Below are 25,519 nucleotides of genomic sequence, written 5' to 3'. Positions count from 1 at the left end.
CCCCTTAAGGCGCCAGCCATGACCATCGACTGGGCCATCGTCGAGATGGCCATTCCCCTCCTCGCCGAAGGCACGGTGATGACGCTGAAGATCGCCACGCTCGCGGGGCTCTTCGGCCTCGGGGGCGGCATCGCCCTCGGCCTTCTCTCCCTCGGCGGCTTCAGCCCCACGCGCTGGCTGGTGCGGGCCTACGTGGACTTCATCCGCGGCACTCCGCTGCTGATCCAGATCTTCATCGTCTTCTTCGGCCTGCCGCTGATGGGCTTCAGGCTGGGCGAGTTCTGGGCCGGCGTCATCGCGCTCTCCCTCAATTGCGCGGCCTATGTGGCGGAGGTGGTGCGCGGCACGGTGGGCGCGGTGGAGAAGGGCCAGACCGAGGCGGCGAAATCCATCGGCATGACGCAGGGCAAGATCCTGCTTTATGTCCTCCTGCCCCAGTCCATCCGCCCCATGATGCCGGCGCTGACCAACGATGTGATCACGCTGGTCAAGAACACCTCGCTGCTCTCGGTCATCTCGGTGTACGAGCTGACGCGCTCGGGGCAGGCCATTATCGCTTCGCACTTCGTGCCGTTCGAGATCTTCGCTCTCCTCGCCGTCTATTACTACGCCATCATCTCCGTGCTCTCCTGGGTCTCGCGGGTGATTGAGCGCCGGCTGCCCGCATGGTGATCCAGGTGAACGTCACCCTCCCCGCCGACACCGTGCGCGCGAAGCCCCTGCTCGCCGTGCGCGGCCTGAAGAAGAGCTTCGGCAACCGCGAGATCCTGAAGGGCATCTCCTTCGACCTCATGGCCGGGCAGACGCTGGTGCTCATCGGTCCCTCGGGCTCGGGCAAGACCACGGTGCTGCGTTGCCTGAACCATCTGGAGACCCCGGACGGGGGCAGCATCGAGCTCATGGGCGAGCCCATCGGGGGCGCCTTTGTGGGCGAGGACGCGAAATGGCAGCCGCTGGGCGAGCGCGCGCTGGCGGCGCAGCGGCGCCGGTTCGGCTTCGTGTTCCAGCGCTTCAACCTGTTCCCGCACCTCACGGCGCTGGAGAATGTGGCCATCGGCCCGCGCAAGGTGCTGGGCGTGCCGCGCGCGGCGGCCGAGCAGCGGGCGGCCGAGCAACTCGCCCGCGTCAGCCTGAAGGACCACCTGCACAAGCGGCCCTCCCAGCTCTCGGGCGGCCAGCAGCAGCGGGTCGCCATCGCCCGGGCGCTGGCCATGGAGCCGCAGCTGATCCTGTTCGACGAGCCCACCTCGGCGCTCGATCCCGAATTGGTGCACGAGGTGCTGGACGTGATGGCCGAGCTCGCCCGCGAGGGCATGACCATGGTGGTGGTGACCCACGAGATGGGGTTTGCGCGCAAGGTGGCCGACCGCGTCATCTTCATGGCGGACGGCCATATCGTCGAATCCGGCCCGCCGGACGAGCTCTTCTCGGCGCCACAGGACGAGAAGACCCGCCACTTCCTCCGCCATGTGCTCAATCGCTGACGCCGCAGGGGCCGCCATGACCGAACCCACCCTCGACCTCCTCGTCACCGGCGCCAGCGTCCTCACCGGCGCGAAGGACGGCCTGATCGCGGATGCCGTGCTCGGCATCCGCGACGGGTGCTTCGTCCTGGTGGCCAAGGCGGGCACCGAGCCGCTTCCGGCGGCACGGCGCGCGGTGCATCTGCCGGGGCGGGTCATCACCCCCGGCTTCGTCAACGTGCACACCCACGCCAACCTTTCCATGGTGCGCGGCGTGGCCGAGGATCTGGGCTTCGCCCCCGCCTACACGCCGGGCATCCCCCAGGGCCACATGGTGACGCCGGACGAGGCCCATGCCATCGCCCGCCTGGGGGCGCTGGAGGCGCTGCTGTTCGGCTCCACCCTCATCAACGACACCTTCGTGCATGCGCAGGTGGTGACGCCCGCCATGGCCGAGATCGGCCTCCGGGTCTGGTCCTGCGGACGCATCCATGACGTGGATTTCTCCGGCATCTCGGTGGGGCGCTGGGAGCATGTGGACGCCATCGGCGAGGCGCGGCTCGCCGAGGCGCTGGCGCTGGCCGAGCGCTACAACGGCAAGAGCGGCGGCCGCATCGGCGTGATGCTCGCCGCCCATGCGCCCGACACCTGCTCCACCCCCTTCCTGAAGCGCATCGCGCAGGCGGCACGGGAGAAGGGCCTGCGCGTGACCACCCATCTCTCCCAGAGCAAGGTGGAGGTGGAACGCATCCGCGCCCGCGACGGCAAGAGCCCACCGGAGCTGCTGGAGGAGGTGGGCCTCCTCAACGACCACCTCCTCGCCGCCCATTGCATCCATGTGGGCGAGAGCGACATCGCCCGCATCGGCAGGGCCGGCATCCATGTGGCGCATATCGCCAAGGGCAATGCCACCGGCGGCACCATCGCTCCCACCACGAAACTGCGCGCGGCCGGGGCGAAGCTCGCCCTCGGCACCGACAACATGCATGCGGACATGGTGGAGGTGATGCGCTGGGCCCTGTGCGTCGGCCGCATCCAGCTGGGCGCCGTCACGGACGACTGGCAGCCCTCCACCGTCTTCGAGATGGCGACCATGGGCGGGGCCCGCGCCATGGGGCTGGAAAAGGAGATCGGCAGCATCACGGTGGGCAAGCGGGCCGATTTCGTGGCCTTCGACTTCCGCCGGCCGCACCTCGCGCCACGCACCAATCCGCTGGGCAACCTGGTCCATGTGGCCCAGGGCCGCGACGTGGAGATGGTGGCGGTGGACGGGGACATCGTGGTGGAGGGTGGCGCGCCCACCCGCGTGGACGCCGAAGCCGTCCGCCGCGAGGCCGAAGCCGCCATCGCCGCCCTCTGGGCCCGGGCGAAGGGCTGAGCACCATGCGGATCCTGCTCATCAATCCCAACACCTCGGCGGACATGACCGAGCGCATGGTCGCCTGCGCCGCGTCCGCCCTCGCTCCGGACGTGGAGCTGACGGCGTTCACCGCCACCCGGGGCGTGCCCTATATTGCCAGCCGGGCGGAGGCGCAGATTGCCGGCGTCATCGCGCTGGAGATGATCGCGGCCCATCATGCCGAGGCCGATGCGGTGGTGATCGGCGCCTACGGGGACCCCGGCCTCATTCCCGCCCGGGAGCTGTTCGAGGTCCCGGTGACCGCCATGGCGGAAGCCGCCATGCACACGGCCTGCCTGCTGGGCCGGCGCTTCTCCATCGTCACCTTCTCCCGCACGCTGACCGCCTGGTATGAGGATGCCGTGAGCCTCGCCGGCCTCGATGCGTGCTGCGCCAGCATCCGCGTTCCGGAGGCCGGCTTCAATTCCGTGACGGACGTCCAGCACGAACTGGAGGACGACCTCCTCTCCCTTACCGAACGCGCTGCGCGGGAAGACGGCGCCGACGTGGTGATCCTCGCCGGGGCGCCCCTCACCGGGCTCGCCGCCCGCATCGCCGACCGGGCCTGCGTGCCGCTGGTGGACCCGCTGGCGGCGGCACTGGGGCAGGCGCAGCTTCTCGCCCGCCTCGCCCCGCGGCCGGCGCGCGTCGGCCGTTTCGCCCGGCCGGGCCCGAAGCCGGTGAGCGGCATCCCCGGCCCGCTGGGCGCCTGGATCGCCCATGCGCCGGCCGGTGCCGGGGAGTGAAGCAGCCGCCCGGTCAGGGCGCCCGGATGGCTTGGGAGAAGGGCTCCCCGCCATGCCCCTGCCGGCGGATCACCGCCTGTCGCTTCACCTGGTCGAGGGGCAAATCGGTGCGGATCAGGCTGTGCGCGTAGAGATAGTCGGGCAGGTAGCCGGACAGGAGGATGCGCCAGTCGAACGGCACGCGCGAATCCACGATGCGCGCCAGCTTGTAGATCACCGTGGTGCAGTTGGACGTGACCGTCTGGTAGAATTGCGGCGTCACCGCCAGCGCGTTGGCGAAGTCGAGATAGGACAGGAACAGCCGGCGTGCCTGGTCCGGCGTCACCTTCAGCGGATAGATGGAGACCGTCTCCCCCCGGGCATCGGTGCGCAGGCGCACGATGTCGCTCTCGTCGGCGGCGATCATGGACAGCTCGAACTCCTTGAAGAAGCCGCCGATCTCCGAGAAGGACTCGCCCTTCTCCTTGCGGATCTCGATGGAGAGCACCACGCGCTGCCCATCCGCGAAGCCGAAGCCGATCAGCGTGTGCGCGATGGCCGGATTGCCCCACACGGAGCTGAACAGATCCACCGTTTCCAGCTTGTCGAGGGCGTAGCGCCGGGTTTCCCACCGTTCGGTGAAGTCGGTTTCCGTGCGCCAGTCGAAGTTGCGGACGTTGTGCAGGATCACCTCGTTGCCCACCACCTCCGCGGTCAGGCTGCGCGCCACGTCCGAGGCCCAATCCCTTGTGTTCGAGGGAGGAATCAAGGCCCACCACACACCCGCCACGAGTCCCGCCACCGCCACGCCCGCCCAGGCCAGCGCCATCCGCCGCCATGCGAGGACGACCAGCGCCACGGCGGTGAGCCCGGCAACGGCCATGAGCAGGGTGCGCCAGCGCTCCGGCGCCTGGAAGGAGAGCGCGGTGAGGACCCAGGCGGTTCCCGGCACAAGCACGAGCCCCAGCAGCAGCCATGCGCCCGCTCGCCTCAGCCGCCGGCGCGGCGCGGGCGTTGCGACGCCGGGATGTGTGTCAGCCATGCCTGGAATCCGGGAAGGTGGGGGTGGGAGGGGTCATGCCATCCGGGCCTGAAGACGGCAACGGCCGGCGAGGCAAGCCCGCCGGCCGTAAATGATTGATCCGGCAATGTCCTCAGGGCTTGAAGGCGGCGCAGGCGATGCGCGCCCCGGCCCCGCCGATGGGCTGGGTGGTGTGGTCGTCCGGAGCGGCATGGATCACCAGGGCGAAGCCCTGCGGCCCCATGAGGCCGTTGCCGCCGGTGAGGCCGGTGGGGCTCGTCACCTCGGCGGAAACGGAACCGTCGGCGATGGCGTAGATGTTGGGCAGGTCGCCGTCGTCCGGGCCATTGGGATTGAGCAGGCCGTGGGCCTTGCCGCCATGGTTCACATGGGCCTTGGAGGCGAGGAACTTTTCCGTGTCGGAACAATCGCCTACGGCGTGGAAATGGATGCCGTGCCAGCCCGCCGGGATGGCGCCGGGCTGGAGCACCAGCCGCACGATGGTGACACGCTCGGTGCCCGTGGCGGTGGCCGTGCCAATGGCCTTGCCGTTATTGCCGACGAGGTCCGCCTTCACCACGGTGGGCGCCGGGCCGGCCGGCGCCGCAGGTGCGGGGGACTGGGCGAGAGCCGCTGAAGCGCTTGCGAATATCGTCGAAGCGGCAAGGAGCCATTTCGTCAGGATCATGGGTGTCATCCCTGTGGTGGCGCGCGCCGTGTCCGGCCGCGCCGCCTTATAGCACCGCTGAAGTCCTTTCGCTCCAATGATTTAACGGGGGTTTCCGGCTACCCGCCGGGCCGCGGCGGATCGAGGCCGATCAGGTGGCGCGCCACCGCGGGCGCGTCCCCCTTATGGAACTTCAGCACCTCCGCCTGAATGTCCGCGTCGGCATGGGAAACCCGGCGGTGCTGGCGCAGGTGCTCGGCCCAGGATTCCACCATGAACCACTCGACGAGCACCTCGGGATCGGCCGCATCCTCCGTCACGCCCCAGCCGTAGGCCCCGTCGCGCCGGCGGGCGGCTGACAGGCGGTAAAGCACGGCGAGGAACGCCTCGCGGTCCGCGCGGGCGATCCGGTATTCGATGAGGATCAGAACCGGGCCGCGATCGTTGGGCACGGGCTCGGCCATGGCCGGCTCGGGCCAGTGCATAGAGGGGGTGAGATCGGCTTCCCCGGCGGGCAGCGCCACCCGCTGGAGGATGAAGCCGACGATCACGAGCCCACCCGCCGCCAGGGCGAGAGCCGTCGTCAGGCCCGCCGCCTGCGCCACGAGGCCCCAGGCGATGCTGCCGCCCGCCATGGCGCCGTTGAACACCGTGAGGTAGACGGCGAGCGCCCGGCCCCGCACCCAATTGGGCAGGATGGACTGGGCGGTGGCGTTCAGCGTGGTCAGCGCGATGATCCAGGCCCCGCCCATGGCGAGGAGGATGGGCACCGCCAGCCAGCGCGGCGGCGCCAGGGCGAGGCTCGCGGTCGCGGCCGCCGTCAGCAGGGTCGCCGCGAGGACCAGTCCGTCGGCGGAGAGACGGGTGCGCAGCCGCGGCAGCAGCAGCGCCCCGGCGATGGCCCCCGCCCCCACCGAGCCGAGCAAAAGACCGTAATAGGCGGCATCGCCCTTCAGCAGATCGCGCGCCACGAGGGGCAGCAGCGCCCACACGGCGCTGGCGAAGGCGAAGAAGAAGGCCGCCCGCAGCAGCACCACATGCAGCTCCCGGCTGGAGCGGGCATAGCGCAGCCCCGCCCGGAAGGCGCCCGTGAAGTGTTCGGACAGCTCGTCATTCCCGCCCGCCGGCCGGGGCCACCACCACAAGGCGGCGATGACGATGATGTAGCTCGCCACGTCCACCCCGTAGGTGACGGCCGCGCCGAAGGCGGCGAGCAGCACGCCGCCGGCCGCCGGCCCGATGGAGCGGGCGATGTTGATGCCCAGCGAATTGAGCGCCACCGCGCTCTTCAGGTCCGATCGCGGCACCAGCTCCGGCACGATGGATTGCCACGTGGGCGCCATGAGCGCTGCCCCGATGCCGCCCAGAAAGGTGAGCGCGATCAGCGAGGAGATGCTGATGAGCCCGGTATAGGAAAGCACCATGAGCGCCACGCTCACCGAGGCGAGGCCGAGCTGGATGGCGATGAGGAAGCGCCGCCGGTCCAGGATGTCGGAGAGCACGCCCGCCGGCATGGCCAGCATGAACACCGGCAGCATGGCCGCCGCCTGTACGGTGGCCACGGCCGCCGGCGAGGCGGAAATGTCCGTGATCAGCCAGGAGCTCGCCACATCGCGCATGAAGCTGCCGGTGTTGCCGAGCACGGTGGCGCCCCACAGCACGGCGAAGACGGGCCGGCGCAGGGGCGCGAAGGCGCCGCCTGTTGTGGCTTCGGGCTTGTCGGTCACGGTGTCCTCCGGTCTCGGCCAAGGGTCAGATCATGCCACGCCACCAGCACGAAGGCGCCGGCCAGGCCGAGGTGCTCGAAAAAGGCATTGGCGGCGGCGAAGCGTTCCGGCCCCGCCATGGTCCAGAAGCTGTTGGCAAGGAGCGTCGCGGCGAGCGTGAAGGCGGCGAGGGCGAGCGCCCCCAGCCACCGCCCGATGCCCGCCAGCACCATCGCCGATGCGCCGATCTCCAGCACGATGACCGCGGCGGCGAGCGGAGTGGCGGGCGTCAGGCCGAAGTGCTCCATTTCGGCCACCGCACCGGCGAAATCCATCGCCTTGGTGAGCCCGCCCTGGAGATAGGCGGAGGTCAGCGCCAGCAGCGCGAGGGCGCGCACCGGCGTCGGAGACAGGAGCCGCCCGGCCCATTCGTCCAGGCGGTGGAGGGGGCGTTCAGCCATCGGGTCCCCCATCAGAACGCCCAGCAGGCGCAGCCCAGCGCGCCGAAGAAGCCGCGCACGTCGCCCACGGGGAGCGAAGAGCCCCAGGCGCTCGCGTGGGCGTGGCCATGAACGCCGCACGCCTTGGCGCAGCCGCATGCGGCGGCGAAGGCGTATTTCCGCTCGCCGCCGTCGGCGCGCTTCTGGTAGCCGCCGAAGCTGCGGACCGGGGACCAGTCCGGCATGGCCGGCGGAAGGTCGGGCGCGAGGGGGCGGAAATCGCCTTCGCCATGCACCGGCACCCCGCCCAGCAGGGTGAGGACGGAGGTGATGTCCTGGATGCGGTCGTCGGGAACGGAGAAATAGTCGTCCGACAGCACCGCGAGGTCGGCGAGCTGGCCGGCCTTCACCTGCCCCTTCTTCTCGCCTTCCGTGGAGAACCAGGTGTTGGCCTCGGTCCACAGGCGCAGGGCGCTCTCCCGGTCGAGGCAGTTGGCGGGCGGGTAGAGGCCGAGGCCGCCAAGGGTGCGCCCGGTGACGAGCCAGGACAGGGAGACCCAGGGATTGTAGGAGGCGACCCGGGTCGCGTCCGTCCCCGCCCCCACCGGCACGCCCGCATCCAGCATGCGGCGGATGGGCGGGGTGCGCTCGGCCGCCCGCGCGCCGTAGCGCTCCACGAAATATTCGCCCTGGTAGGCCATGCGGTGCTGCACGGCGATGCCGCCGCCCAGCGCCGCGATGCGGTCGATGTTGCGGTCGGTGATGGTCTCGGCGTGGTCGAAGAACCAGTTGAGGCCCTTCAGCGGCACGTCCGCATTCACCTTCTCGAACACGTCGAGGGCCCGGGCGATGGTCTCGTCATAGGTCGCGTGCAGGCGGAACGGCCAACGGATCTCGGCGAGCAGGCGCACCACCGGCTCGAGATCGCCTTCCATGCTCCCCGGCAGGTCGGGCCGCGCCACCTGGAAATCCTCGAAGTCGGCGGCGGAATAGACCAGCATCTCGCCCGCCCCGTTGTGGCGGTAGAGATCGTCCCCCTGCCCCGGCTTCACCGTCTTCGCCCAGCCGGAGAAATCCGCGAGCTCGCCCTTCGGCTTCTGGGTGAAGAGGTTGTAGGCGATGCGCACCGTAAGGTTCCCCTCGCGGTGCAGCTCCTCGATGATCTGGTAGTCGTCGGGATAATTCTGGAAGCCGCCGCCGGCATCGATGACCGAGGTCACGCCCAGCCGGTTCACCTCCCGCATGAAATGGCGGGTGGAGTTCTTCTGGTACTCCGGCGGCAGCTTCGGGCCCTTGGCCAGGGTGGCGTAGAGAATGGTGGCGTTGGGCTTCGCCACGAGGAGGCCGGTGGGATTGCCGGCGGCATCGCGCACGATCTCGCCGGCGGGCGGGTTCGGCGTGTCCTTCGTGTAGCCCACCGCGCGCAGGGCGGCGCCGTTCAGCAGGGCGCGGTCGTAGAGGTGGAGGATGAACACCGGCGTGTCCGGCGCCACGGCGTTGATCTCCTCCAGGGTCGGCAGGCGCTTCTCGGCGAACTGGTGCTCGGTGAAGCCGCCCACCACCCGCACCCACTGGGGCGCCGGGGTGATGGCCACCTGCCGCTTCAGCATCTCCATGGCGTCGGCGAGCGAGCGCACGCCGTCCCAGCGCAGCTCCATGTTGTAGTTCAGCCCGCCGCGGATGATGTGCATGTGGCTGTCGATGAGGCCGGGAATGACCCGCCGGCCGCCCAGGTCGATGGTCTTCGTGGCGGCGCCGGCGAGGCGCATGGCATCGGCGCCGGACCCGGTGAACAGGATGCGCCCGTCCTTCACCGCGACGGCTTCCGCCTGGGGATTGGTGCGGTCGAGGGTCGTCACCTTGCCGTTGAGGAGAATGAGATCAGCGGTGTTGCTCATGGTCTGAGCCTCCGAGGTCGAGCGGATGTGGACGGCCGCGGCGAGGCCTCCGAGCCCCGCGAGGATTTGGCGACGGTTGGGCATTTCAGGCTCCTGCGGCGTCAGGATTTGGGCGGCGTCTCGGCGGGGAGGCGCGCTTCGGCCTGCCGGCCGGGCAGCTGGCCGAGCACATGGTCGGAGCAGTCCGCGAGCCCGATCGCCGTGCGCAGGCTGTCCCCGTTCAGGAGATGGCGGGCGACGGGCACGACCTGCTCGCCGACGAGGATGCCGAACAGCCCGACGAGCGCCACCACCGGCGGAGCCGGCGAGCGCACGTTGACGAGGCTGTAGACGATGCCGACCAGGAGCCCGGCTCCGAGCGATGCGAGATAGAGCTTCATGTGCCCTCCGGAAACTGCGGGATGCCGGCGCCGGGCGGGGGAGCCCGGCGCCGGTGGGCTCAGGCCTGGATGAAGGCGAGAAGGTCGGCGTTCACGAGGTCCGGGTGCGTGGTGCACAGGCCGTGGGAGAGCTTCTCGTAGACCTTCAGCGTACCATGCTTCAGCAGCTTGATGGAAAGCAGCGCGCTGTCGGCGATGGGGACGATCTGGTCGTCATCGCCGTGCATGACCAGCGCCGGCACCTCGCAGGCCTTCAGGTCGTCGGTGAAGTCGGTTTCCGAGAAGGCCTTGATGCCGTCGTAATGGGCCTTGGCGCCGCCCATCATGCCCTGGCGCCACCAGTTCCAGATGGCGCCCTGGGACACCTGCGCGCCGGGCCGGTTGAAGCCGTAGAACGGCCCCGACGGCACGTCGAGGAAGAACTGGGCGCGGTTCTCGGCGAGCGCCTTGCGGAAGCCGTCGAACACCTCCAGGGGCACGCCGCCGGGGTTGGCCGCCGTCTTCAGCATGAGGGGCGGCACGGCGCCGATCATCACCAGCTTCGCCACCCGTCCCTTGCCGTGCTTCACCGCGTAGTGCAGCGCCTCGCCGCCACCGGTGGAATGGCCGATGTGCACGGCATTCTTTAGGTCCAGGTGCTCGGTCACCGCGGCGACGTCGGCGGCGTAGTGGTCCATGTCGTGGCCGTCGCTCACCTGGGTGGAGCGGCCGTGGCCGCGCCGGTCGTGGGCGACGACGCGGAAGCCCTTCGAGACGAAGAAGAGCATCTGTGCGTCCCAGTCATCCGAGGAGAGCGGCCAGCCGTGGTGGAAGAAGATGGGCTGCGCGGTCTTCGGGCCCCAGTCCTTGTAGAAGATCTCGACGCCGTCCTTGGTGGTCACGCTGGGCATTGGGGAAGCTCCATGGTGCGGTGTGGCTGCGAGGGCTCCGGCGGCCGCATGGGGGCCGGCGCCCAGGGCGGCGGTGAGCGCCGCCGTCGCGCCGAGCCCGAGAAGGCTCCGGCGCGAGACAAGGAGGGAGTGTTCCGGGCTGCCCTCGCAGCCCGGCTGTCGGTCGCTCGTCATGGAGAAGGTGCCGTTCAATGGCCTTCGGAGACGCCGAACATGGTCTTGGCGTAGATGATGCCGAGGCCATAGGCGCCGCCGAACGTCTTGGCGATGCCGGTGGTCATCTCGTAGGTCCCGGTGCGGGCCCAGTCGCGCTGGAGCTCGAGCAGGTACTGCAGCGAGGTCATGGGCCGGGCGCCGGCCTGGATCATGCGCTCCATGGCCCGCTCGTGCGCCTCGGTGGAGACGTCGCCGCAGGCGTCGGCGATGACATAGACCTCGAAGCCCTGGTCGATGGCGGACAGGGCCGGGCCGACGATGCACACGCTGGTCCACAGCCCCGAGAGCACGATCCGGCCCTTGCCGATCTCGTTCACGCGGGCGATGACGGCGGCGTCCTCCCAGGTGTTCATGGAGGTGCGGTCGAGCATCTTCTGGCCGGGGAAGGCCTCGGTGATCTCGGAGAACATGGGGCCGGAGAAGCTCTTCTCCGCCACGGTGGTGAGGATGGTGGACACCCCGAAGCCGGCGGCGGCGCGAGCGACGAGCGCGGCGTTGTTGCGGAGGTTCACGGCATCGATCGACTTCGTCGCGAAGGACATTTGCGACTGGAAGTCGATCATGATCAGCGTATGGTCCTTCGGGGATAGGAGCATGGCGCCGGGGGCAGCGACGGCGTTAGGCAAGGTCGTCTCTCCTGCTGTATGGATGCGGCGGAAACTAGCGCCCGGGTCGGGCGAAGACCATTAGTTACTGTCGGGATACCGGTCACCTCCATGCATGACAAAGCCGAAGACGACGGAAATCTAAGTAGAGCGTGCCTCGCCGAGCCATTCCTGAAGTTCTTCGCCCAGGAATGGATGAGTCACATCATCGCGACCCTCTCCCGGCACGGCACGCTGCGGTTCGGGCAGCTCCGGCGGGCTCTGCCGGGGCCGATATCGGCGCGGGTGCTCTCCGCCCGGCTCAAGGCGCTGGAAGCCGAGGGCTATGTGGCGCGGCGGGAGCTGGAAGGCCGCGTCCGTCAGGTCGAATATACACTGACGCCGGCCGGCCGTGCCATCGACCATGCGCTGACGCAGGCGGAGCGGGCCGTTTCCCCGCCGGCGGAGCCGGAGGCCGAAAGCGACCCGCGCCCAGCCCGCATCAGGCGGGCGGCGCCCTGAGCGGTCGACGGCGGGAACGGGGGCACGTCCTGGCGGCGATCATGGGCTCGATCCCCTGGTTGGCGCGGTGCGGCTTGCGGCGCAAGCCCTGCAGATCCGGCGCTAAACCGTTGTGATGGCGCGGACTATTGCGCTCTCGCCAGGGGATGTCTTGCTGAAGAGTCCACGTCTTTGAACGATGGGTTCGGAACCTTCGCCCTCAATGACCCCGCCGCCATGCCCCGGGCGCGGCACCGGTGAGGCGGGTGAAGGTGCGCGTCATGTGGCTCTGGTCGGAGAAGCCGCAGCTGATGGCGACGTCGGCAAGTGGCATGCGCGTGTTGACGAGCAGATCGCGCGCGCGCTCGATGCGCTGGTGCAGCAGCCACTGGTACGGCGTCACCCCCGTCACATCCTTGAATCCGCGGATGAAATGGCTGCGGGAGATGCCGCAGGCCGCGGCGATGTCGGCGATCAGCACCTGCCCTTCCAGCCCGGCGGCGAGCATCTCCTTCCCCATCACCAGCTGCCGCGCGGACAGCCCTCCGCCGAGCCGCGCATGGCCGCCGTGGTAGCGGGCGGCGAGGTGGGTCTGCATGGACGAGACGACCTGGTCCAGGAACAGGGGCGGACACGCCTCCGGCGCCGCCAGCGCCGGCAGAAGCGCGCGGGCGAGGCTCGCCAGGACCGGATCGCTTTCCCCCGGCGCACAGGAGACGCACTCCGCCAGCGGCAGGTCCAGCTCGGTGAAGGAGCGGTGCAGGGCGGCGTGGGAAATCTCGAGGAGGAAGAAATCGAAGCCGGTCTCGATATCGGCGCGGTAGGTGTCGGAGAAGGAGCGGACATAGCAGCTGTCCGGCTCGAATTGGCAGGTCTCGGCCACCCCGCCGGAGAAAATGCGCCGCCGGTGGCCGCTCGCCAGAGCCACCCCCACCAGCAGCCCGCGGCCGCTGGGCGGGGTTTCCACCCGGCTCACCGCCGCCCCGTCGTGGGTCTTGCGGTAGACCACGAAGCCGGTGCCGGCCAGTTCCTTCTGGTCCGCCAGAGCCGTGAGGGAGCAGCCGAGGCTGTCGCGGCGGGTGACGCTCCCGGTCCCCGTGACTCTGTCGTATGCGGCTTGCATGGTGGCCCCCGGCGCGCGCCAGAACGGGAGCAGCTTACACCGGAAGCCCCCGCCGAGGAAAACCATGCTGCATCGCAAACTGGGGCTAAGCTATTGCGCTACCTTGGCGACTGGTGTTCGCGAAAGCTTGAGGGCGCGCGGTGTTGCGCCGCGTTGGCGGCGGACGGCCGGGGCGGTAGAATGCGCCTGCATACTCCAGCCAACCCCATGGCTTTCGATGAATACCGACGACCAACTGCAAAAGCTGCTTCTGCCGCTTGTGCTTGCGGCGGCGCTCTTCGCAGCCGTGGCGCCGGTGGCACGCACGGTCCCTCCTTTGTCCCTGTCCGGGGCCTCGGCTGCGCTCGCCCATTGGCGGGAGGCCTATGAGGCCGCTGCGCCGATGCTCCAGCAGGGCAATTGAAGCCGCGCCCCTCAGCCGGGGTGCTGCTGGCCAAGCCCTTCTGCGGACGGTGATTTCTGCCACACCTGCGCCCCCTCCCCCGGGGCCGGCGCGGCCAGCGTCCGGGCGGCCTGCGCGCAGGTGAGGGCGATCATGTGGAAGACGTCGTCCTCCGAGCAGCCGCGGGACAGATCGTTGGCGGGCTTGGCGAGGCCTTGCAGCACCGGGCCGATGGCCCTCGCTCCGCCGATCCGCTGGGCGATCTTGTAGCCGATGTTGGCCGCGTCGAGGTTCGGGAAGATAAAGACGTTCGCGTCTCCCCGTATCAGGGAGCCGGGCGCCTTGGCCGCGCCCACCGCGGCGACGAAGGCGGCGTCGAACTGCAATTCCCCTTCGATCACAAGGCCCGGCTCCGCCTGCCGCACGAGCCGCACCGCCTCCACCACCTTGTCGACCCTCTGGTGCCGGGCGCTGCCATTGGTGGAGAACGACAGCATCGCCACCTTCGGCATCAGCCCGGTCATCGCGGTATAGGAGTGCGCGGCCGCGCGGGCGATATCGGCGAGTTCGGCGGCATCCGGATCGATGACGAGCCCACAGTCGGAGAAGACGTAGGCGCCCTTCTGGATGTGGTGGTCCTCACACAGGATCATCAGGAAGAAGCTGGAGACGATCCTCGCCCCCGGCGCGAGGCCGATGATCTGGAGGGCGGCGCGCACCGTCTCGGCGGTGGTGGCCACGGCCCCGCCCACGGTGCCGTCCGCATGGCCCTGGCGCACCATCATGGCGGCGAAGGCGAGCGGCTCGCGGATGCGGCGGCAGGCGGCGGCGAGGTCCATGCCCTTGGCGTGGCGCAGCAGGTGCAGCTCTTCCGCATAGGATGAGAGGCGGGGCGAGGTGGCGGGATCCTCGATGGCGATGCCCCGCGCGTCCCCATCGAGGGCCGCCAGAACCTCCCCGGGCGGGCCGAGGAGAATGGGCCGGGCGATGCCCTCGCGCACGGCGCGGCGGGCGCCGGCGGCGACACGCGGATCTGCGCCCTCGGGCAGGACGATGCTGCGGGGGGCGGCACGCGCGGCGTCGATGATCCGGTCGAGGGCGAGCATGTCGGATCTCTCGGGATGGGGCAGGAAAAGGCCGGGCGGGTGCGCGGAGGAGCCCCCGCCCGGATCGGAGTCAGCGCGCGATCTGCTCACGCATGTCGGAGCGCGCGATGCCGGCCACTTGCACGGGCTTCTTCATGGCGTCCCGGCGGAAGGGCTCGCCGAGCTCCTGGTTCAGCACCACCTCGATGAAGGTGGTGACGCCCTTCTTCTGCTCCTCGGCCGCGGTGTGGATGGCCTCCTTGAGACTGTCCGGAGTGTCCACCCGAACCCCCTTGAAGCCGCAGCCCTCGGCGATCTTCGCGTAGGACAGCTTGGGATCGAGCTCGGTGCCGACGAAATTGTTGTCGTACCAGAGGGTCGTGTTGCGCTTCTCCGCGCCCCACTGGAAATTGCGGAACACCACCATGGTCACCGGCGGCCATTCCTCGCGGCCGATGGAGGTCATCTCGTTGATGGAGATGCCGAACGCCCCGTCCCCGGCGAAGCCGAACACCGGCACGTCGGGGCAGCCGATCTTGGCGCCGATGATAGCCGGGAAGGCATAGCCGCACGGCCCGAACATGCCGGGGGCAAGGTATTTCCGCCCCATGTCGAAGCTCGGATAGGCATTGCCGATGGCGCAATTGTTGCCGATGTCCGTGGACATGATGACGTCCTTGGGCAGCGCCGACTGGATGGCGCGCCAGGCCTGCCGGGGCGACATGCGGGTCTTGTCGCGGGCGCGGGCCTCCTCGTTCCAGCGGGTGCCGGGATCGTCGTCCTCATGGTCCATGGAGGCGAGCTGCTGCAGCCAGCGCGAGCGGGTCTGGTGGATGAGGGCGCGGCGCGCCTCCCGGCCGGCATCGCCGGCGCCGGGGGCGAGCTGCGCGAGGAGCTGGCCGGCCACTTCCCTGGCGTCGCCGCAGATGCCCACGGAGATCTTCTTGGTGAGGCCGATGCGGTCCGGGTTGATGTCCACCTGAATGATCTTCGCCTGCCGCGGCCAGTAGTCCATGCCGTAGCCGGGCAAGGTGGAGAAGGGATTGAGGCGGGTGCCCAGCGCCAGCACCACGTCCGCCTGGGAGATCAGCTCCATGGCGGCCTTGGAGCCGTTGTAGCCCAGCGGGCCCACGGCCAGCGGATGGGTGCCGGGGGCGGCGTCATTGTGCTGGTAGCCGGCGCAGACCGGCGCATCGAGCCGCTCGGCCAGCGCCATGGCCTCGCCGATGGCATTGCCGATGACCACGCCGGCGCCGTTCAGCACCACGGGAAACTGCGCCTCGGACAGGATCTGCGCCGCCTCGGCGATGGCGTGCCGGCCGCCGGCGGGACGCTCGAGGCGCACGATCTGCGGCAGCTCGATGTCGACCACCTGGGTCCAGAAATCGCGGGGGACGTTGATCTGCGCCGGGGCGCAGGCGCGCCAGGCCTTCTCGATGACGCGGTTGAGCACCTCGGCCACGCGGGAGGGGTCGCGCACCTCCTCCTGGTAGCAGACCATGTCCTGGAACATGGCCATCTGCGAGACTTCCTGGAAGCCGCCCTGCCCGATGGTCTTGTTGGCCGCCTGGGGCGTCACCAGCAGCATGGGGGTGTGGTTCCAGTAGGCGGTCTTCATGGCGGTGACGAAGCCGGTGACGCCCGGCCCGTTCTGGGCGATCGCCATGGCCATGCGGCCGGTGGCCCGCGTGTAGCCGTCGCAGATCAGGCCCGCGTTGGTCTCGTGGGCGCAATCCCAGAAGCGGATGCCGGCCTTCGGGAACAGGTCGGAAACAGGCATCATGGCCGAGCCGATGATGCCGAAGGCCTCGTTGATGCCGTGCGCCTGCAGAACCTTGATGAACGCCTCTTCGGTGGTCATCCTCATGACGGAACAATCCTCTTGGAACCTTGGGGAGAGGGAGGCGGCGGCCACGCGCCGCCTCCGGATCGGTTGGGCTGGAGCACGCGCCGACCTGCCTGCCTCGCAAGCTGATCGGCTCGCGCTCTAGCGCGCGGGCTGCCGGGCCGTTTCGGCCGATGAGCGTTGGGCGACGTCGGATGACCTGGTGCCCGGAGCGGGGACGCGGATCGCCATGGCCGAGAGCATGGAGACGAGGGCCGCGAACACCACGTAGGCGCACACCTGCCAGGGCTGGCCGTCGCCGCGGGCCAGCAGGTAGGTGGCGATGATGGGGGTGATGCCGCTCGCGACGATGCCGGAGAACTGGTAGACGAACGAGATGCCGGTGTAGCGCACCCGCGCGTCGAACAGGTCGGAGAAGAGCGCCGCCTCGGGCCCGTAGCACATGGCGTAGAGCACGCCGAACGGGAACACGATGCCGAGGGCGATCAGCGGCAGCGACCCGGTGGAGAACAGCCAGAAGGCCGGGAACACCACCAGCGCCAGCAGCGCGGAGCCCACCGCATAGGTGCGCGGACGGCCCCACCTGTCGGACAGCCTGCCGAACATGGGGATGGTGAACACCATCACGAAGGCGGCGAGCGTCACCAGCCACAAGGCGGTGGTGCGCGGCACCTTCACGTAGTTCGCCAGGTAGACGATGGAGAACACCGCGAACACGTTGAAGAACACGCCGTCGATGTAGCGCACGCCCATGCCCAGCAGCACGTTGCGCGGATACTCCTTCAGCATGGTGATGAAGGGGATGGCCTCCGCCTTGTTGGCGGCCTTCACCTGCTCGAACTCGGGCGTCTCGTGCACCTTCAGGCGGATGTACATGCCCACGATGATGAGCACGACCGAGCCGATGAAGCCCACGCGCCAGCCCCAGGCCATGAACTGCTCGTCCGGCAGCATGGAGACGATGGCGGTGACGCCGGAGGCGAGGCACAGGCCGAGGGCGAGGCCGATCTGCGGGATGGAGGCGAAGAAGCCGCGCTTGTTCTCCGGCGCGTATTCATACGCCATCAGCACCGCCCCGCCCCATTCGCCGCCGATGCCGATGCCCTGGGCGACGCGCAGGATCAGCAGCAGGATGGGCGCGGCCACGCCGATCTGCGCATAGGTGGGCAGCAGGCCGATGGCCACCGTGGCCACGCCCATGATCATCAGCGTGATGATCAGCATGCTCTTGCGGCCCAGCTTGTCGCCGAAATGGCCGAAGATGAGCCCGCCCACGGGACGCGCCACGAAGCCGATGGCGAACGTGGTGTAGGCGAGCAGGATGGAGACGACCGGATCGTCCGCCGGAAAGAACAGCTTGTTGAAGACGATGCCGGCGACGATGCCGTACAGGAAGAAGTCGTACCACTCGATGGTCGCGCCGATGACGCTGGCGCCCACCACCCGTCTCAGCTCGCGACTTGAAGCTCCCGCTTGCCCAGCCATTGTTGTGTCCTCCCGTCATTGATCTGATTTGGGGCGTTGTCTCGCCCGTTGCTGTTGTTCAGCGCGTCCTCCCGGATCATGTCGGCGGCTTTTTCTCCGATCATGATCGCGGGAATATTGGTGTTGCCGGACACGAGGCTCGGCATCACCGAGCAGTCCGCCACCCACAGCCCGTCCACGCCGCGGACCCGAAGGCGCGGGTCCACCACCGCCTCGCGGTCGTCGTCGGCGCCCATGCGGCAGGTGCCGGCGGGGTGGAAGATGGTCGCCCCGTATTCGCGGGCGAAGGCGAGCAGGCCTTCGTCGTCGGTGATGCCCGGGCCGGGCAGCTTCTCCTCCGCCACGTAGCTCTTCAGCGGCTCGGTGGCGGCGAGCCTGCGGGCGAACTTCATGCCGCCGAGGGCGCAGCGCCGGTCGGTCTCGGTGGCGAGATAATTGGCGGTGATCTTCGGCGGCTGGAGCGGATCGGCGGAGCCGAGCCGCACCCACCCCTTGCTCTCCGGCCGCAGCTGGCAGACCGAGAGGGTGAAGCCCGAATAATCGTGCACCTTGCCGCCCGCCATGTCGGCCGAAAGCGTGCCGATGTGGAACTGGATGTCCGGCGTCTTCGATTCCGGCAGAACCCGCGTGAACAGCCCGCCCTGGTTGATGCCGATGGCGAGCGGCCCGCCGCGGAACAGCAGGTATTCGAGGCCCATCCTGAGGCGGCCGAACAGGGAGTTCAGCGCATCGTTGGTGGTGATGGGCTTGGTGCAGCGGTAGAGCAGGCGCAGCTGCAGGTGGTCCTGCAGATTGCCGCCGACGCCGGGGCTGTCCACGTGCACGCCGATGCCGTTGGCCCGAAGGTGCGCTCCCGGCCCGATGCCCGAGAGCATGAGCAGGTGGGGCGACTGCACCGCGCCGGCGGATAGCACCACCCCGCGACGCGCCTTGATCACCCTGATGCGCCCGCCGGCGCTCACCTCCACGCCGGCGGCGCGGCCATTCTCGAACAGCACCCGGCGGACCTGCGTCTCGGTGAGGATGGTGAGGTTCGCCCGGCCCTTCGCCGGGGCGAGATAGGCCTTGGCCGCGCTCATCCGGAAGCCGTTGCGGGTGGTGAGCTGGTAATAGCCGACGCCTTCCTGCCGGGCGCCGTTGAAGTCCGCCGTCTCGGGCACGCCGAGGGTGCGGCCGGTCTCCTTGATGACTTCGATCAGCTCATGCTTGCGCGGGATGGAGCTGACCGTCACCGGCCCGCCGGTACCGTGCAGGGGATCTCCGGCGAAGCTCGGATTGTCCTCCAGCCTGCGGAAATAGGGCAGCACGTCCGCAAACCCCCAGCCGGTGGCGCCGCGCGCCGCCCAGCCGTCGTAATCCTCCTGCTGGCCGCGGATGACGATGAGGCCGTTGATGGAGGAACAGCCTCCCAGCACGCGGCCGCGCGGCCAGTAGATGCGCCGGCCGCCCATGGTGGGCTCGGGCTCGGTGTGGAAGCGCCAGTTGAGCCGGTCGTTCCACATGGTCTTCCCGTAGCCGATGGGCACGTGAATCCACGGATTGGTATCCCGGGGGCCGGCTTCCACCAGAGCAACGCGGCTCTTGCCGTCCTCGCTCAGGCGATTGGCCAGAACGCACCCCGACGACCCCGCGCCGATGACGACGAAGTCGAAGTTTTCCTCGCCTTGCATGGCAGTTTCCTCTCTGCGGACCTGACGATGCGACGAAGGGATGAAACGAGTCAATCCATTATTTGAAATGAAATGTCTCATTTAATGAGATTTGTGTTGTGCGACGCGAAGAGGGCCGTGTGCGCCTGCGTCTTGTTTGACAGCCGGTCGCCAGCCGCTAAGGGTGCAGCGGCGGAAGGGCGTGGCGATTCACATGGCCAGGGTGAAGCAGCAGGCGGAAAAGCCGGAGAAACCCGAGGAGCGGGACAATGCCTCGGCCATGCTCCGGGCGCTCGATCTCCTGGGCGAGATCGCCCGCTCCGAGACGCCCCTCGGCGTGCCGGAGCTGTGCGTGCGGCTCTCCCTGCCGAAGCCCACCGTCCATCGCCTGTGCCAGAAGCTGGAGGCCGAATCCTATCTCCTGCGGGAGCCGGACGGGCGGCGCTTCGCGGTGGGGCCGCGCTTCCTGCGCATGGGCTTCGACATGCTGCGCAACTCGGTGAGCACGGAGCGGCGCGGCATCCTGGAGGCGCTGGTGGAGGTGGCGGGAGAGACCTGCAATTTCGTCACCCGCCTGGGCAGCGAGGCCATCTATCTGGACCGCGTGGAAGCGGCCTGGCCGCTGCGGATGCATCTGGACGTGGGCTCGCGCGTGCCCATGCACTGCACGGCGTCCGGCAAGCTGTTCCTCTCGGCCATGCGCCCGGCCCAGCGCCGGCGCATCCTGGAGACGCTGCACCTGAAGGCGCAGACGCCCAACACCATCACCACGGTCAAGGCGCTGGAAGAGGAGCTGGAGCGCATCGCCGAGCGTGGCTACAGCACCGATGACCAGGAGTTTTTGGAAGGCCTCGTCGCCATTGCGGTCCCGGTGAAGGACCGGCGCGGCACGGTGGTGGCGGCGGTGGCCTGCCACGGACCCCTGCCCCGCTTCTCGCTGGAGAAGGCGACGGCGTTGGTGCCCAACCTGCTGGAGGCGGCGGAAAGGCTCGCGGCCACCCTGCCCGATTCGGGCGAGGACGAACCCGAGGCCTGACAGCGCGGCGCCTGGAACGTTTCCCGCTTCATGGAATCGGGGGAACGCCTCAGGTCTTTGATCTGGCGCGTTTCCTTTACGCGAAGCGGTGTCCACTTCGCTCGGAAGCGCTCTAGCCGCCGCTCAGGTCGCGGCGGAGGGCGTCAGTTGACGAACTGGAAGAGGAGTGCGTCCTCGGACTTCGCCATCTCTTCCAGCTGCCACTTCAACCCCGCGATCACCCGCTCCTTGGAGATCTCGATCCGGAGGGGGCCGTGCGGCTCGTTGAGCAGCGCCCGGGTCTGGACGAAGGCCGCCAGCAGGCAGACGAAGGCCGCGACGAGCACGGCATCATGAAGGCGCTGGAGATGGTTCATCGTCGGCTGGATGGTTATGTTGCGTCGCACACTAACTAGCACAGCCTCTTTCGCGCCGCAAAACCAAATAGCCCGATCGTGCTGCATAGCAGCAATGCCATGTCTCCGCGGCGCCACACCGCCCCCGGACGAGCCTTCGACCTCGGCGCCGGGAAAGCCGGGATGGATCTTTGCAGGTCCGGCCCCGCGCGGCCGGACCATTTCAAGCAGGCTCTCAGGCCACGGCGAGGGTGGCGTTGGCGACGCGGTTGCGCCCCTCGCTCTTGGCCCGGTAGAGCGCTTCATCCGCCCGGTGGACGACGCTATCCGGCGTGTCGCCCCCGTCGGCCGCGGCAATGCCGATGCTGACGGTCACCGTCAGGGGCGGGCCGCTGGTGGCGTGGGACATCTGCTCCACCCCGGTGCGGATCCGCTCCGCCACATGGCGGGCGCCCTCGATGGAGATGGACGGCAGGAGCGCGATGAACTCCTCGCCTCCGAAGCGGCCCACGAAATCGCCGGGGCGGCGCACCAGTTGCGGCAGCAGGTGGCCGATCCGGCGCAGCACCTCGTCACCGGCATCGTGGCCCAGCCGGTCGTTGACGGACTTGAAGTGGTCGATGTCGATCATCAGCACGCAGAGGCTGGTTCGTTCCCGCCGGGCCCGGCGGAATTCCGTATCGAGCACCAGGTCGATGGCCCGACGGTTGGAAAGCCCGGTGAGGGCGTCCGTGACGGCGAGCTTCTCGAACTCCTCTTCCATCTCCTCGCTGCGCCGCAGGGCGGTCGCGAGGGCGCGCACGGTGACGGCGAGCATCAGGCAGATGCTGAGGGTGATGGCCCCGGTCACCAGCGCGCGGCGGTTCCACTCCTCGAACAGCACGGACAGGGGCTCGCCGACGGTGAGAATCAGGCCGAAATCGCCCACCGGCGCGGACACGAGCAGGCGCTCGACCCCATCCAGCGCTCCGCGCTGCACATAGGGCCCGCCGTTCGAGGCGAGGGCCTTCTTGAACTGTACCGTATCGCCCCTGTTCACCCCGATATTGCCCGCGCCATCGGTGGATGGCCGGCGGTAGAGGATCGTGCCGTCGGTGCGGGTGAGGGCGATCAGGCCGCCCGACCCCAGGTCCACCCCCTCGAACAGGGACTGGAAGTAGCTGATGCGGATGACCGCGATCACCGCCCCGTTGAACGCTCCGTCCGGCCCGTTCACGCGACGGCAGAGGACCACGACCGGGTCCCCATGCTGGATGCGGCTCAAGAACGGCTTGCTCAGATAATGCGTGATCTGCGGATCGGCCTTGAGGATTCGGAAATACTCGCGGTCGGAGAAGTTTCCGGGGGCCTGGGGCATGCTCTGGGACAGGAACAGCACGTCCCCGTCCTTGTCGAGCACGAGCATGGCGCCGAGGAAGTCGACGCTCAGCGACCGGTCGAAGAGGATGCGGTCGCGCAGCGCCGCGCTGATCTGGGACAGTCCCGGCTCCTGCAGCGCCTCGGTCGCCCCGAGGAGCGAGAGATCGACGGTGGCCAGGTTGCGTTCCATGCCGCTGGAGAGGGCGTGCAACACATTTTCGATGGATTGCACGCCACTTCGCCAGACCTCCGAGCGAGCTTGCCAGAGATCGTAGGTCTGAAGCCCGCCGATGACGAGAATCATCAACCCGACAGCAACTTTAAGGAGCGACCTTCGAGTGGTTCGCCTTATGGTATTCTTCATTGACGCCCGGACGTCCCTTTCCCTTCATTGACCATAAGGGAGTCCCGGCGAGTGAAACCAGTCCCCGGCAAAAATTCTCAGGCTCCGGGCGTGTCCGGTGCGGAGGTATGCAACCAAGCTAGCACCAGGGTGTAGCCGAGCGCCAGCACGACCGGCCCCACGAACAGTCCCAGCATGCCCGAGGACAGGACCCCGCCGATGGCGCCGATGAAGATGACCAGCATGGGCACGTCCACGCCCCGGCCGAGGAAGATGGGCTTCAGCACGTTGTCGAGAAGGGTGATGCCGGTGCACCAGAGCGCGAACAGCAGGGCGGCGACCGGGGACAGGATGGTGAAGGCGTAGATCACCACCGGCAGCAGCACCACCACCAGCGGCAGCTGCATGACACACACGATGAGGCACAGCAGCGCCAGCAGGCCCGCGGCCGGGATCCCCGCCACCAGGAAGCCGAGGCCGGCGAGGATGGCCTGGATGAGGGCGACGCCGATGATGCCCTTGGTGACGGAGCGGATGGTCCGCACCGCGAGGGTCGCGTGGTGGTGCCCCTCCTCCCCGGCGAGCCGGCGCGCCACGTCGCCCGCGATGCGCTGCCCGCCGGCCGCGTTCATCAGCAGCGCGGCGGCCACGAAGATGGCGACGATGAACTGGGCGAAGCCCACCAGCATGTCGCTGGCCATGCCCAGCAGCCAGCGACCGGCCTTGGTCAGCTCCGGCGTGATGGTGCCGAGCGCCTGGTCGAGATTGGTGGAGGCGAGCATCCAGAAGCGGTGGAGCGGATCGCCCACCAGGACCCAGGTGCGCACCACCTGGGGCGGCGGCGGCACATGGAAGGTGCCGTCGGCCAGGTTGTGGGCGAGGAGCTTCAGGCCCGAGAACAGCGTGTCGGCAAGCAGGATGGCCGGCACCACGAGGACGAGCAGCCCGAGGAGCGTGTAGATCACCGCTGCCACCGCCGTGCGCCCGCTCACCGCCGCGCGCAGGGACACAAAGGCCGGGTAGGTCGAGATGGCGATGATGACCCCCCACAGGATCGGCGTCAGGAACGGCCGGACGATGGCGACGCACCAGCCGAGCAGCAGCACCAGCGCCGCGATGCGGATGAGAATGTGGAGGGTGATGCCGAACCGCGCCTCCAGCGCCTGCGGCGCCTCGTCCTTGTCCATCGTCTTCCCCCTGCGCGCGAGCCTGCTCGGCGGCGTGCCTTGGCAGACCAATTGCATCATAGGGCGTGGATGCAGGGCGATGCGCAAGCGTGTCGTGTGTCCGCCAAAAAACACAGCGCAGGCGAGGACCGCAGCATGTCTGACCACAAGGTCACTGTCGACCAACTCCCGAACGGGAAATGGGCGTGCTTCCTGCACGTCGAGGGCCAGGAAGAGCCCATCAACCTCGGGCGTGAATTCAAGAACGATGAACAGGCCGAGAACTGGCTGAATGTGTCGGAATCTGTCACGGCCATTGAGATGATGCTTCGCAAATACAAGAAGTAGACCGCCTGTCACGGTTCCAACATTGCGTGCGAAGGCCGACACGGGCGCGCCCTGCCCCGCTGGCCTTCGCATGGACAGGTAAAGCCATCGGCGGACAGCCCGGGCGCGCCTAAGGCAAGACGCAGCCGCTGGCGGCGGTGAGCCCCTCGGACTTGCCCCAGTCGTTCTGCGGCACCTGCTCGAACGGCGGGCCGAACTCCTCCTTCATGGAGGAAAAGGCGATGGGCTTGCCGGTCTTCTGGTCGAAATCGATGATCCAGATGTAGTCGTAGGTGTTGTCCGGCCACGTCCGCGGCACGCCGGGCAATTGATCGAGCCCCAGCAGGGCGTAGAGCGTCGCCTTCTCCTCCGGGGAGGTGATGTGGAAATTGGTCCGGTCCTGCTCGGAGGCCGCGAGGGTGGGGTCGGGCTCGGTGCGGGCGATGTGGTCGTGCTCCCAGTTGACGAGCAGCGTCTGGCCCGCCCACTCGGGCTTTTCCATGATGTCCTTCACGGCCTCGCGGGTGCGGGCGTTCAGCCGGCTGTCGCGAATGAGGAAGCGGCCGTCCACCAGCTCCGGCATCACCGCGTAGAACACCACCGGCAGATCCCAGGAATCGGCCACCGGATAGATGGTCTCGAGCGTGTGGAGCGAGAGGGCGAGGATGGCCCTGGGCGTCTCGCCGGGGCGGAACACGGATTTCCGCGCGCCCTTCCCCACGTAATAGGACACGAGCGCCTGGGCCCGGTCCCGTCCCACTTGGCAGAGGGTCCATGGCCCGCCCTTCTCGCCGTGCCGCAGCAGCACGATGCGCGCCGGCACGGCGGAGGCGATGCCGCTCCATAGAAGCGTCGCGGCCGAAAGCAGCGCGATGGCGAAGCGAATTCCCCTGCGGCCGGATCGACTCATCATGCGCCCTCCCCCCAGGGTCGAACTGAACCACGGCCCGCGCTCCGCGGCCAGAGCGTGACAGTCCCCCTTCACACTGTGCCGCGAACATGCTTCAAGGCCTGCGCCGGCACACCGATGCCCGGCGCCGATGCGAGGCGAAGCCATGACGCGGGTGATGTGGAGAGTGGGCGGCACCAGCGGCACGCTGCTCCTGTGGCTTGTGGCGACGGCCGGGATGGTGGCGGTCGCGCAGACCTCCGTCACCCTGTCCAAGCGGGTGATCAACCTGCCGGTGATCCCGCAGGGCAATTATCTCGATCCCGGCCCCGGCCCCGCCATCCGGCCCGACGTGAAGATCGGCGACGACCGCAACGAGGACTACGCCTTCCCGCCGGACCTGTCGGGCGGCTACGGCTCCGGCCCGCCCGGCGACCCCACCGTCAACGGCCAGTGGAGCCCGCTCGACGGCGACACCCCGAGCTTCTGACGGCGGGGCGATCTTCCCCATTCCAGTTTCCTGCGATGGCCGGGCTCGTCCCGGCCATTTGCTTTTGCGCAGGTGGACGCGCGCGCCCGGCACGCGGCGCGCAAAAAGAAAACG

General features: G+C 68.8%; 26 protein-coding genes. 9 read left to right on the top strand and 17 right to left on the bottom strand.

All coding sequences use genetic code 11. From position 1 onward, the window contains the following. Positions 1 to 18: 18 nt before the first annotated feature. The 4 genes from V5F59_RS11365 to V5F59_RS11350 are packed head-to-tail and all read left to right on the top strand — an operon-like array spanning position 19 to position 3,608. Positions 19 to 672 (top strand): amino acid ABC transporter permease, encoded by a 654-nt coding sequence (locus V5F59_RS11365; RefSeq protein ID WP_393977407.1) that lies wholly within the window; start codon positions 19 to 21, stop codon positions 670 to 672. Between the two features lie 5 nt (positions 673 to 677). Next, positions 678 to 1,484 (top strand): ATP-binding cassette domain-containing protein, encoded by an 807-nt coding sequence (locus tag V5F59_RS11360; protein ID WP_509211221.1) that lies wholly within the window; start codon positions 678 to 680, stop codon positions 1,482 to 1,484. A 16-nt stretch (positions 1,485 to 1,500) separates the two neighbouring features. Beyond that, a complete protein-coding gene (locus V5F59_RS11355; protein ID WP_393977403.1) occupies positions 1,501 to 2,841 on the top strand; it encodes an amidohydrolase family protein in 1,341 nt (446 codons plus the stop codon). A gap of 5 nt (positions 2,842 to 2,846) precedes the next feature. Next, positions 2,847 to 3,608: an aspartate/glutamate racemase family protein gene (locus V5F59_RS11350; protein WP_393977401.1), complete on the top strand. Its 762-nt coding sequence runs from the start codon at positions 2,847 to 2,849 to the stop codon at positions 3,606 to 3,608. Between the two features lie 13 nt (positions 3,609 to 3,621). On the opposite strand, the gene V5F59_RS11345 is transcribed toward V5F59_RS11350, so the two are convergent. The 8 genes from V5F59_RS11345 to V5F59_RS11310 all read right to left on the bottom strand — a co-directional run bounded on the left by V5F59_RS11345 (position 3,622) and on the right by V5F59_RS11310 (position 11,401). Further along, complete coding sequence (locus V5F59_RS11345; protein ID WP_393977399.1) at positions 3,622 to 4,629, bottom strand: Lnb N-terminal periplasmic domain-containing protein; 1,008 nt, start codon at positions 4,627 to 4,629, stop codon at positions 3,622 to 3,624. A gap of 112 nt (positions 4,630 to 4,741) precedes the next feature. After that, a complete protein-coding gene (locus V5F59_RS11340) occupies positions 4,742 to 5,296 on the bottom strand; it encodes a superoxide dismutase family protein (RefSeq protein ID WP_393977397.1) in 555 nt (184 codons plus the stop codon). Between the two features lie 98 nt (positions 5,297 to 5,394). After that, positions 5,395 to 7,002 carry an MFS transporter gene (locus tag V5F59_RS11335; protein WP_393977395.1) on the bottom strand — a complete coding sequence of 536 codons (1,608 nt, stop codon included), beginning with the start codon at positions 7,000 to 7,002 and terminating at the stop codon, positions 5,395 to 5,397. Then, positions 6,999 to 7,442 (bottom strand): DoxX family protein, encoded by a 444-nt coding sequence (locus V5F59_RS11330; protein ID WP_393977393.1) that lies wholly within the window; start codon positions 7,440 to 7,442, stop codon positions 6,999 to 7,001. Before V5F59_RS11330 ends, V5F59_RS11335 begins: the two co-directional genes overlap by 4 nt. A gap of 11 nt (positions 7,443 to 7,453) precedes the next feature. Beyond that, entirely contained in the window at positions 7,454 to 9,403 is a 1,950-nt protein-coding gene (locus V5F59_RS11325) for an amidohydrolase (RefSeq protein ID WP_393977391.1), read from the bottom strand. A gap of 17 nt (positions 9,404 to 9,420) precedes the next feature. Beyond that, positions 9,421 to 9,699, bottom strand: coding sequence for a XapX domain-containing protein (locus V5F59_RS11320; protein ID WP_393977389.1), 279 nt, complete (start codon positions 9,697 to 9,699; stop codon positions 9,421 to 9,423). A 59-nt stretch (positions 9,700 to 9,758) separates the two neighbouring features. Beyond that, positions 9,759 to 10,589: an alpha/beta fold hydrolase gene (locus V5F59_RS11315; RefSeq protein ID WP_393977387.1), complete on the bottom strand. Its 831-nt coding sequence runs from the start codon at positions 10,587 to 10,589 to the stop codon at positions 9,759 to 9,761. A gap of 188 nt (positions 10,590 to 10,777) precedes the next feature. Next, positions 10,778 to 11,401, bottom strand: coding sequence for a hydrolase (locus V5F59_RS11310; protein ID WP_393978569.1), 624 nt, complete (start codon positions 11,399 to 11,401; stop codon positions 10,778 to 10,780). Positions 11,402 to 11,521: 120 nt separating this feature from the next. On the opposite strand from V5F59_RS11310, the gene V5F59_RS11305 reads away from it, so the two are divergent. Then, complete coding sequence (locus V5F59_RS11305) at positions 11,522 to 11,911, top strand: winged helix-turn-helix transcriptional regulator (RefSeq protein ID WP_393977385.1); 390 nt, start codon at positions 11,522 to 11,524, stop codon at positions 11,909 to 11,911. Between the two features lie 199 nt (positions 11,912 to 12,110). Here V5F59_RS11305 and V5F59_RS11300 read toward each other — a convergent pair whose 3' ends face one another. Further along, positions 12,111 to 13,013, bottom strand: coding sequence for a helix-turn-helix transcriptional regulator (locus V5F59_RS11300; RefSeq protein WP_393977383.1), 903 nt, complete (start codon positions 13,011 to 13,013; stop codon positions 12,111 to 12,113). A gap of 217 nt (positions 13,014 to 13,230) precedes the next feature. Between V5F59_RS11300 and V5F59_RS11295 the strand changes: the two genes are divergently transcribed. After that, positions 13,231 to 13,416, top strand: coding sequence for a hypothetical protein (locus V5F59_RS11295; protein ID WP_393977381.1), 186 nt, complete (start codon positions 13,231 to 13,233; stop codon positions 13,414 to 13,416). Positions 13,417 to 13,427: 11 nt separating this feature from the next. Here the strand turns inward: V5F59_RS11295 and pta are convergent, their stop codons facing one another. The 4 genes from pta to V5F59_RS11275 all read right to left on the bottom strand — a co-directional run bounded on the left by pta (position 13,428) and on the right by V5F59_RS11275 (position 19,481). After that, positions 13,428 to 14,501 carry a phosphate acetyltransferase gene (gene pta, locus V5F59_RS11290; RefSeq protein WP_393977379.1) on the bottom strand — a complete coding sequence of 358 codons (1,074 nt, stop codon included), beginning with the start codon at positions 14,499 to 14,501 and terminating at the stop codon, positions 13,428 to 13,430. Positions 14,502 to 14,571: 70 nt separating this feature from the next. Then, the gene (xsc, locus tag V5F59_RS11285; RefSeq protein WP_393977377.1) at positions 14,572 to 16,347 is read right to left on the bottom strand and encodes a sulfoacetaldehyde acetyltransferase; all 1,776 of its coding nucleotides are present in this window, start codon (positions 16,345 to 16,347) and stop codon (positions 14,572 to 14,574) included. A 120-nt stretch (positions 16,348 to 16,467) separates the two neighbouring features. Further along, positions 16,468 to 17,811 (bottom strand): MFS transporter, encoded by a 1,344-nt coding sequence (locus V5F59_RS11280; protein ID WP_393977375.1) that lies wholly within the window; start codon positions 17,809 to 17,811, stop codon positions 16,468 to 16,470. Then, complete coding sequence (locus V5F59_RS11275) at positions 17,775 to 19,481, bottom strand: GMC family oxidoreductase (RefSeq protein ID WP_393977373.1); 1,707 nt, start codon at positions 19,479 to 19,481, stop codon at positions 17,775 to 17,777. Before V5F59_RS11275 ends, V5F59_RS11280 begins: the two co-directional genes overlap by 37 nt. A gap of 193 nt (positions 19,482 to 19,674) precedes the next feature. Here V5F59_RS11275 and V5F59_RS11270 point away from each other — a divergent pair, with 193 nt between their 5' ends. Then, the gene (locus V5F59_RS11270) at positions 19,675 to 20,496 is read left to right on the top strand and encodes an IclR family transcriptional regulator (protein WP_393977371.1); all 822 of its coding nucleotides are present in this window, start codon (positions 19,675 to 19,677) and stop codon (positions 20,494 to 20,496) included. Positions 20,497 to 20,639: 143 nt separating this feature from the next. On the opposite strand, the gene V5F59_RS11265 is transcribed toward V5F59_RS11270, so the two are convergent. The 3 genes from V5F59_RS11265 to V5F59_RS11255 all read right to left on the bottom strand — a co-directional run bounded on the left by V5F59_RS11265 (position 20,640) and on the right by V5F59_RS11255 (position 23,720). Then, positions 20,640 to 20,882 (bottom strand): hypothetical protein, encoded by a 243-nt coding sequence (locus tag V5F59_RS11265; protein ID WP_393977369.1) that lies wholly within the window; start codon positions 20,880 to 20,882, stop codon positions 20,640 to 20,642. 184 nt (positions 20,883 to 21,066) lie between these two features. Beyond that, entirely contained in the window at positions 21,067 to 22,422 is a 1,356-nt protein-coding gene (locus V5F59_RS11260) for a sensor domain-containing diguanylate cyclase (RefSeq protein ID WP_393977367.1), read from the bottom strand. Positions 22,423 to 22,631: 209 nt separating this feature from the next. Then, positions 22,632 to 23,720: an AI-2E family transporter gene (locus V5F59_RS11255; RefSeq protein WP_393977365.1), complete on the bottom strand. Its 1,089-nt coding sequence runs from the start codon at positions 23,718 to 23,720 to the stop codon at positions 22,632 to 22,634. 135 nt (positions 23,721 to 23,855) lie between these two features. Here V5F59_RS11255 and V5F59_RS11250 point away from each other — a divergent pair, with 135 nt between their 5' ends. After that, positions 23,856 to 24,047 (top strand): hypothetical protein, encoded by a 192-nt coding sequence (locus V5F59_RS11250; protein WP_393977363.1) that lies wholly within the window; start codon positions 23,856 to 23,858, stop codon positions 24,045 to 24,047. 109 nt (positions 24,048 to 24,156) lie between these two features. On the opposite strand, the gene V5F59_RS11245 is transcribed toward V5F59_RS11250, so the two are convergent. Beyond that, a complete protein-coding gene (locus tag V5F59_RS11245) occupies positions 24,157 to 24,939 on the bottom strand; it encodes a hypothetical protein (protein ID WP_393977361.1) in 783 nt (260 codons plus the stop codon). A gap of 142 nt (positions 24,940 to 25,081) precedes the next feature. Between V5F59_RS11245 and V5F59_RS11240 the strand changes: the two genes are divergently transcribed. After that, entirely contained in the window at positions 25,082 to 25,405 is a 324-nt protein-coding gene (locus V5F59_RS11240) for a hypothetical protein (protein ID WP_393977359.1), read from the top strand. The last annotated feature ends 114 nt before the right edge of the window (positions 25,406 to 25,519 follow it).

Source organism: Xanthobacter nonsaccharivorans, assembly GCF_043194755.2.
GTDB lineage: Bacteria > Pseudomonadota > Alphaproteobacteria > Rhizobiales > Xanthobacteraceae > Xanthobacter > Xanthobacter autotrophicus_G.
The sequence above is the reverse complement of the archived record's forward strand: the minus strand, read 5'-3'. Positions and strand labels throughout refer to the sequence as shown.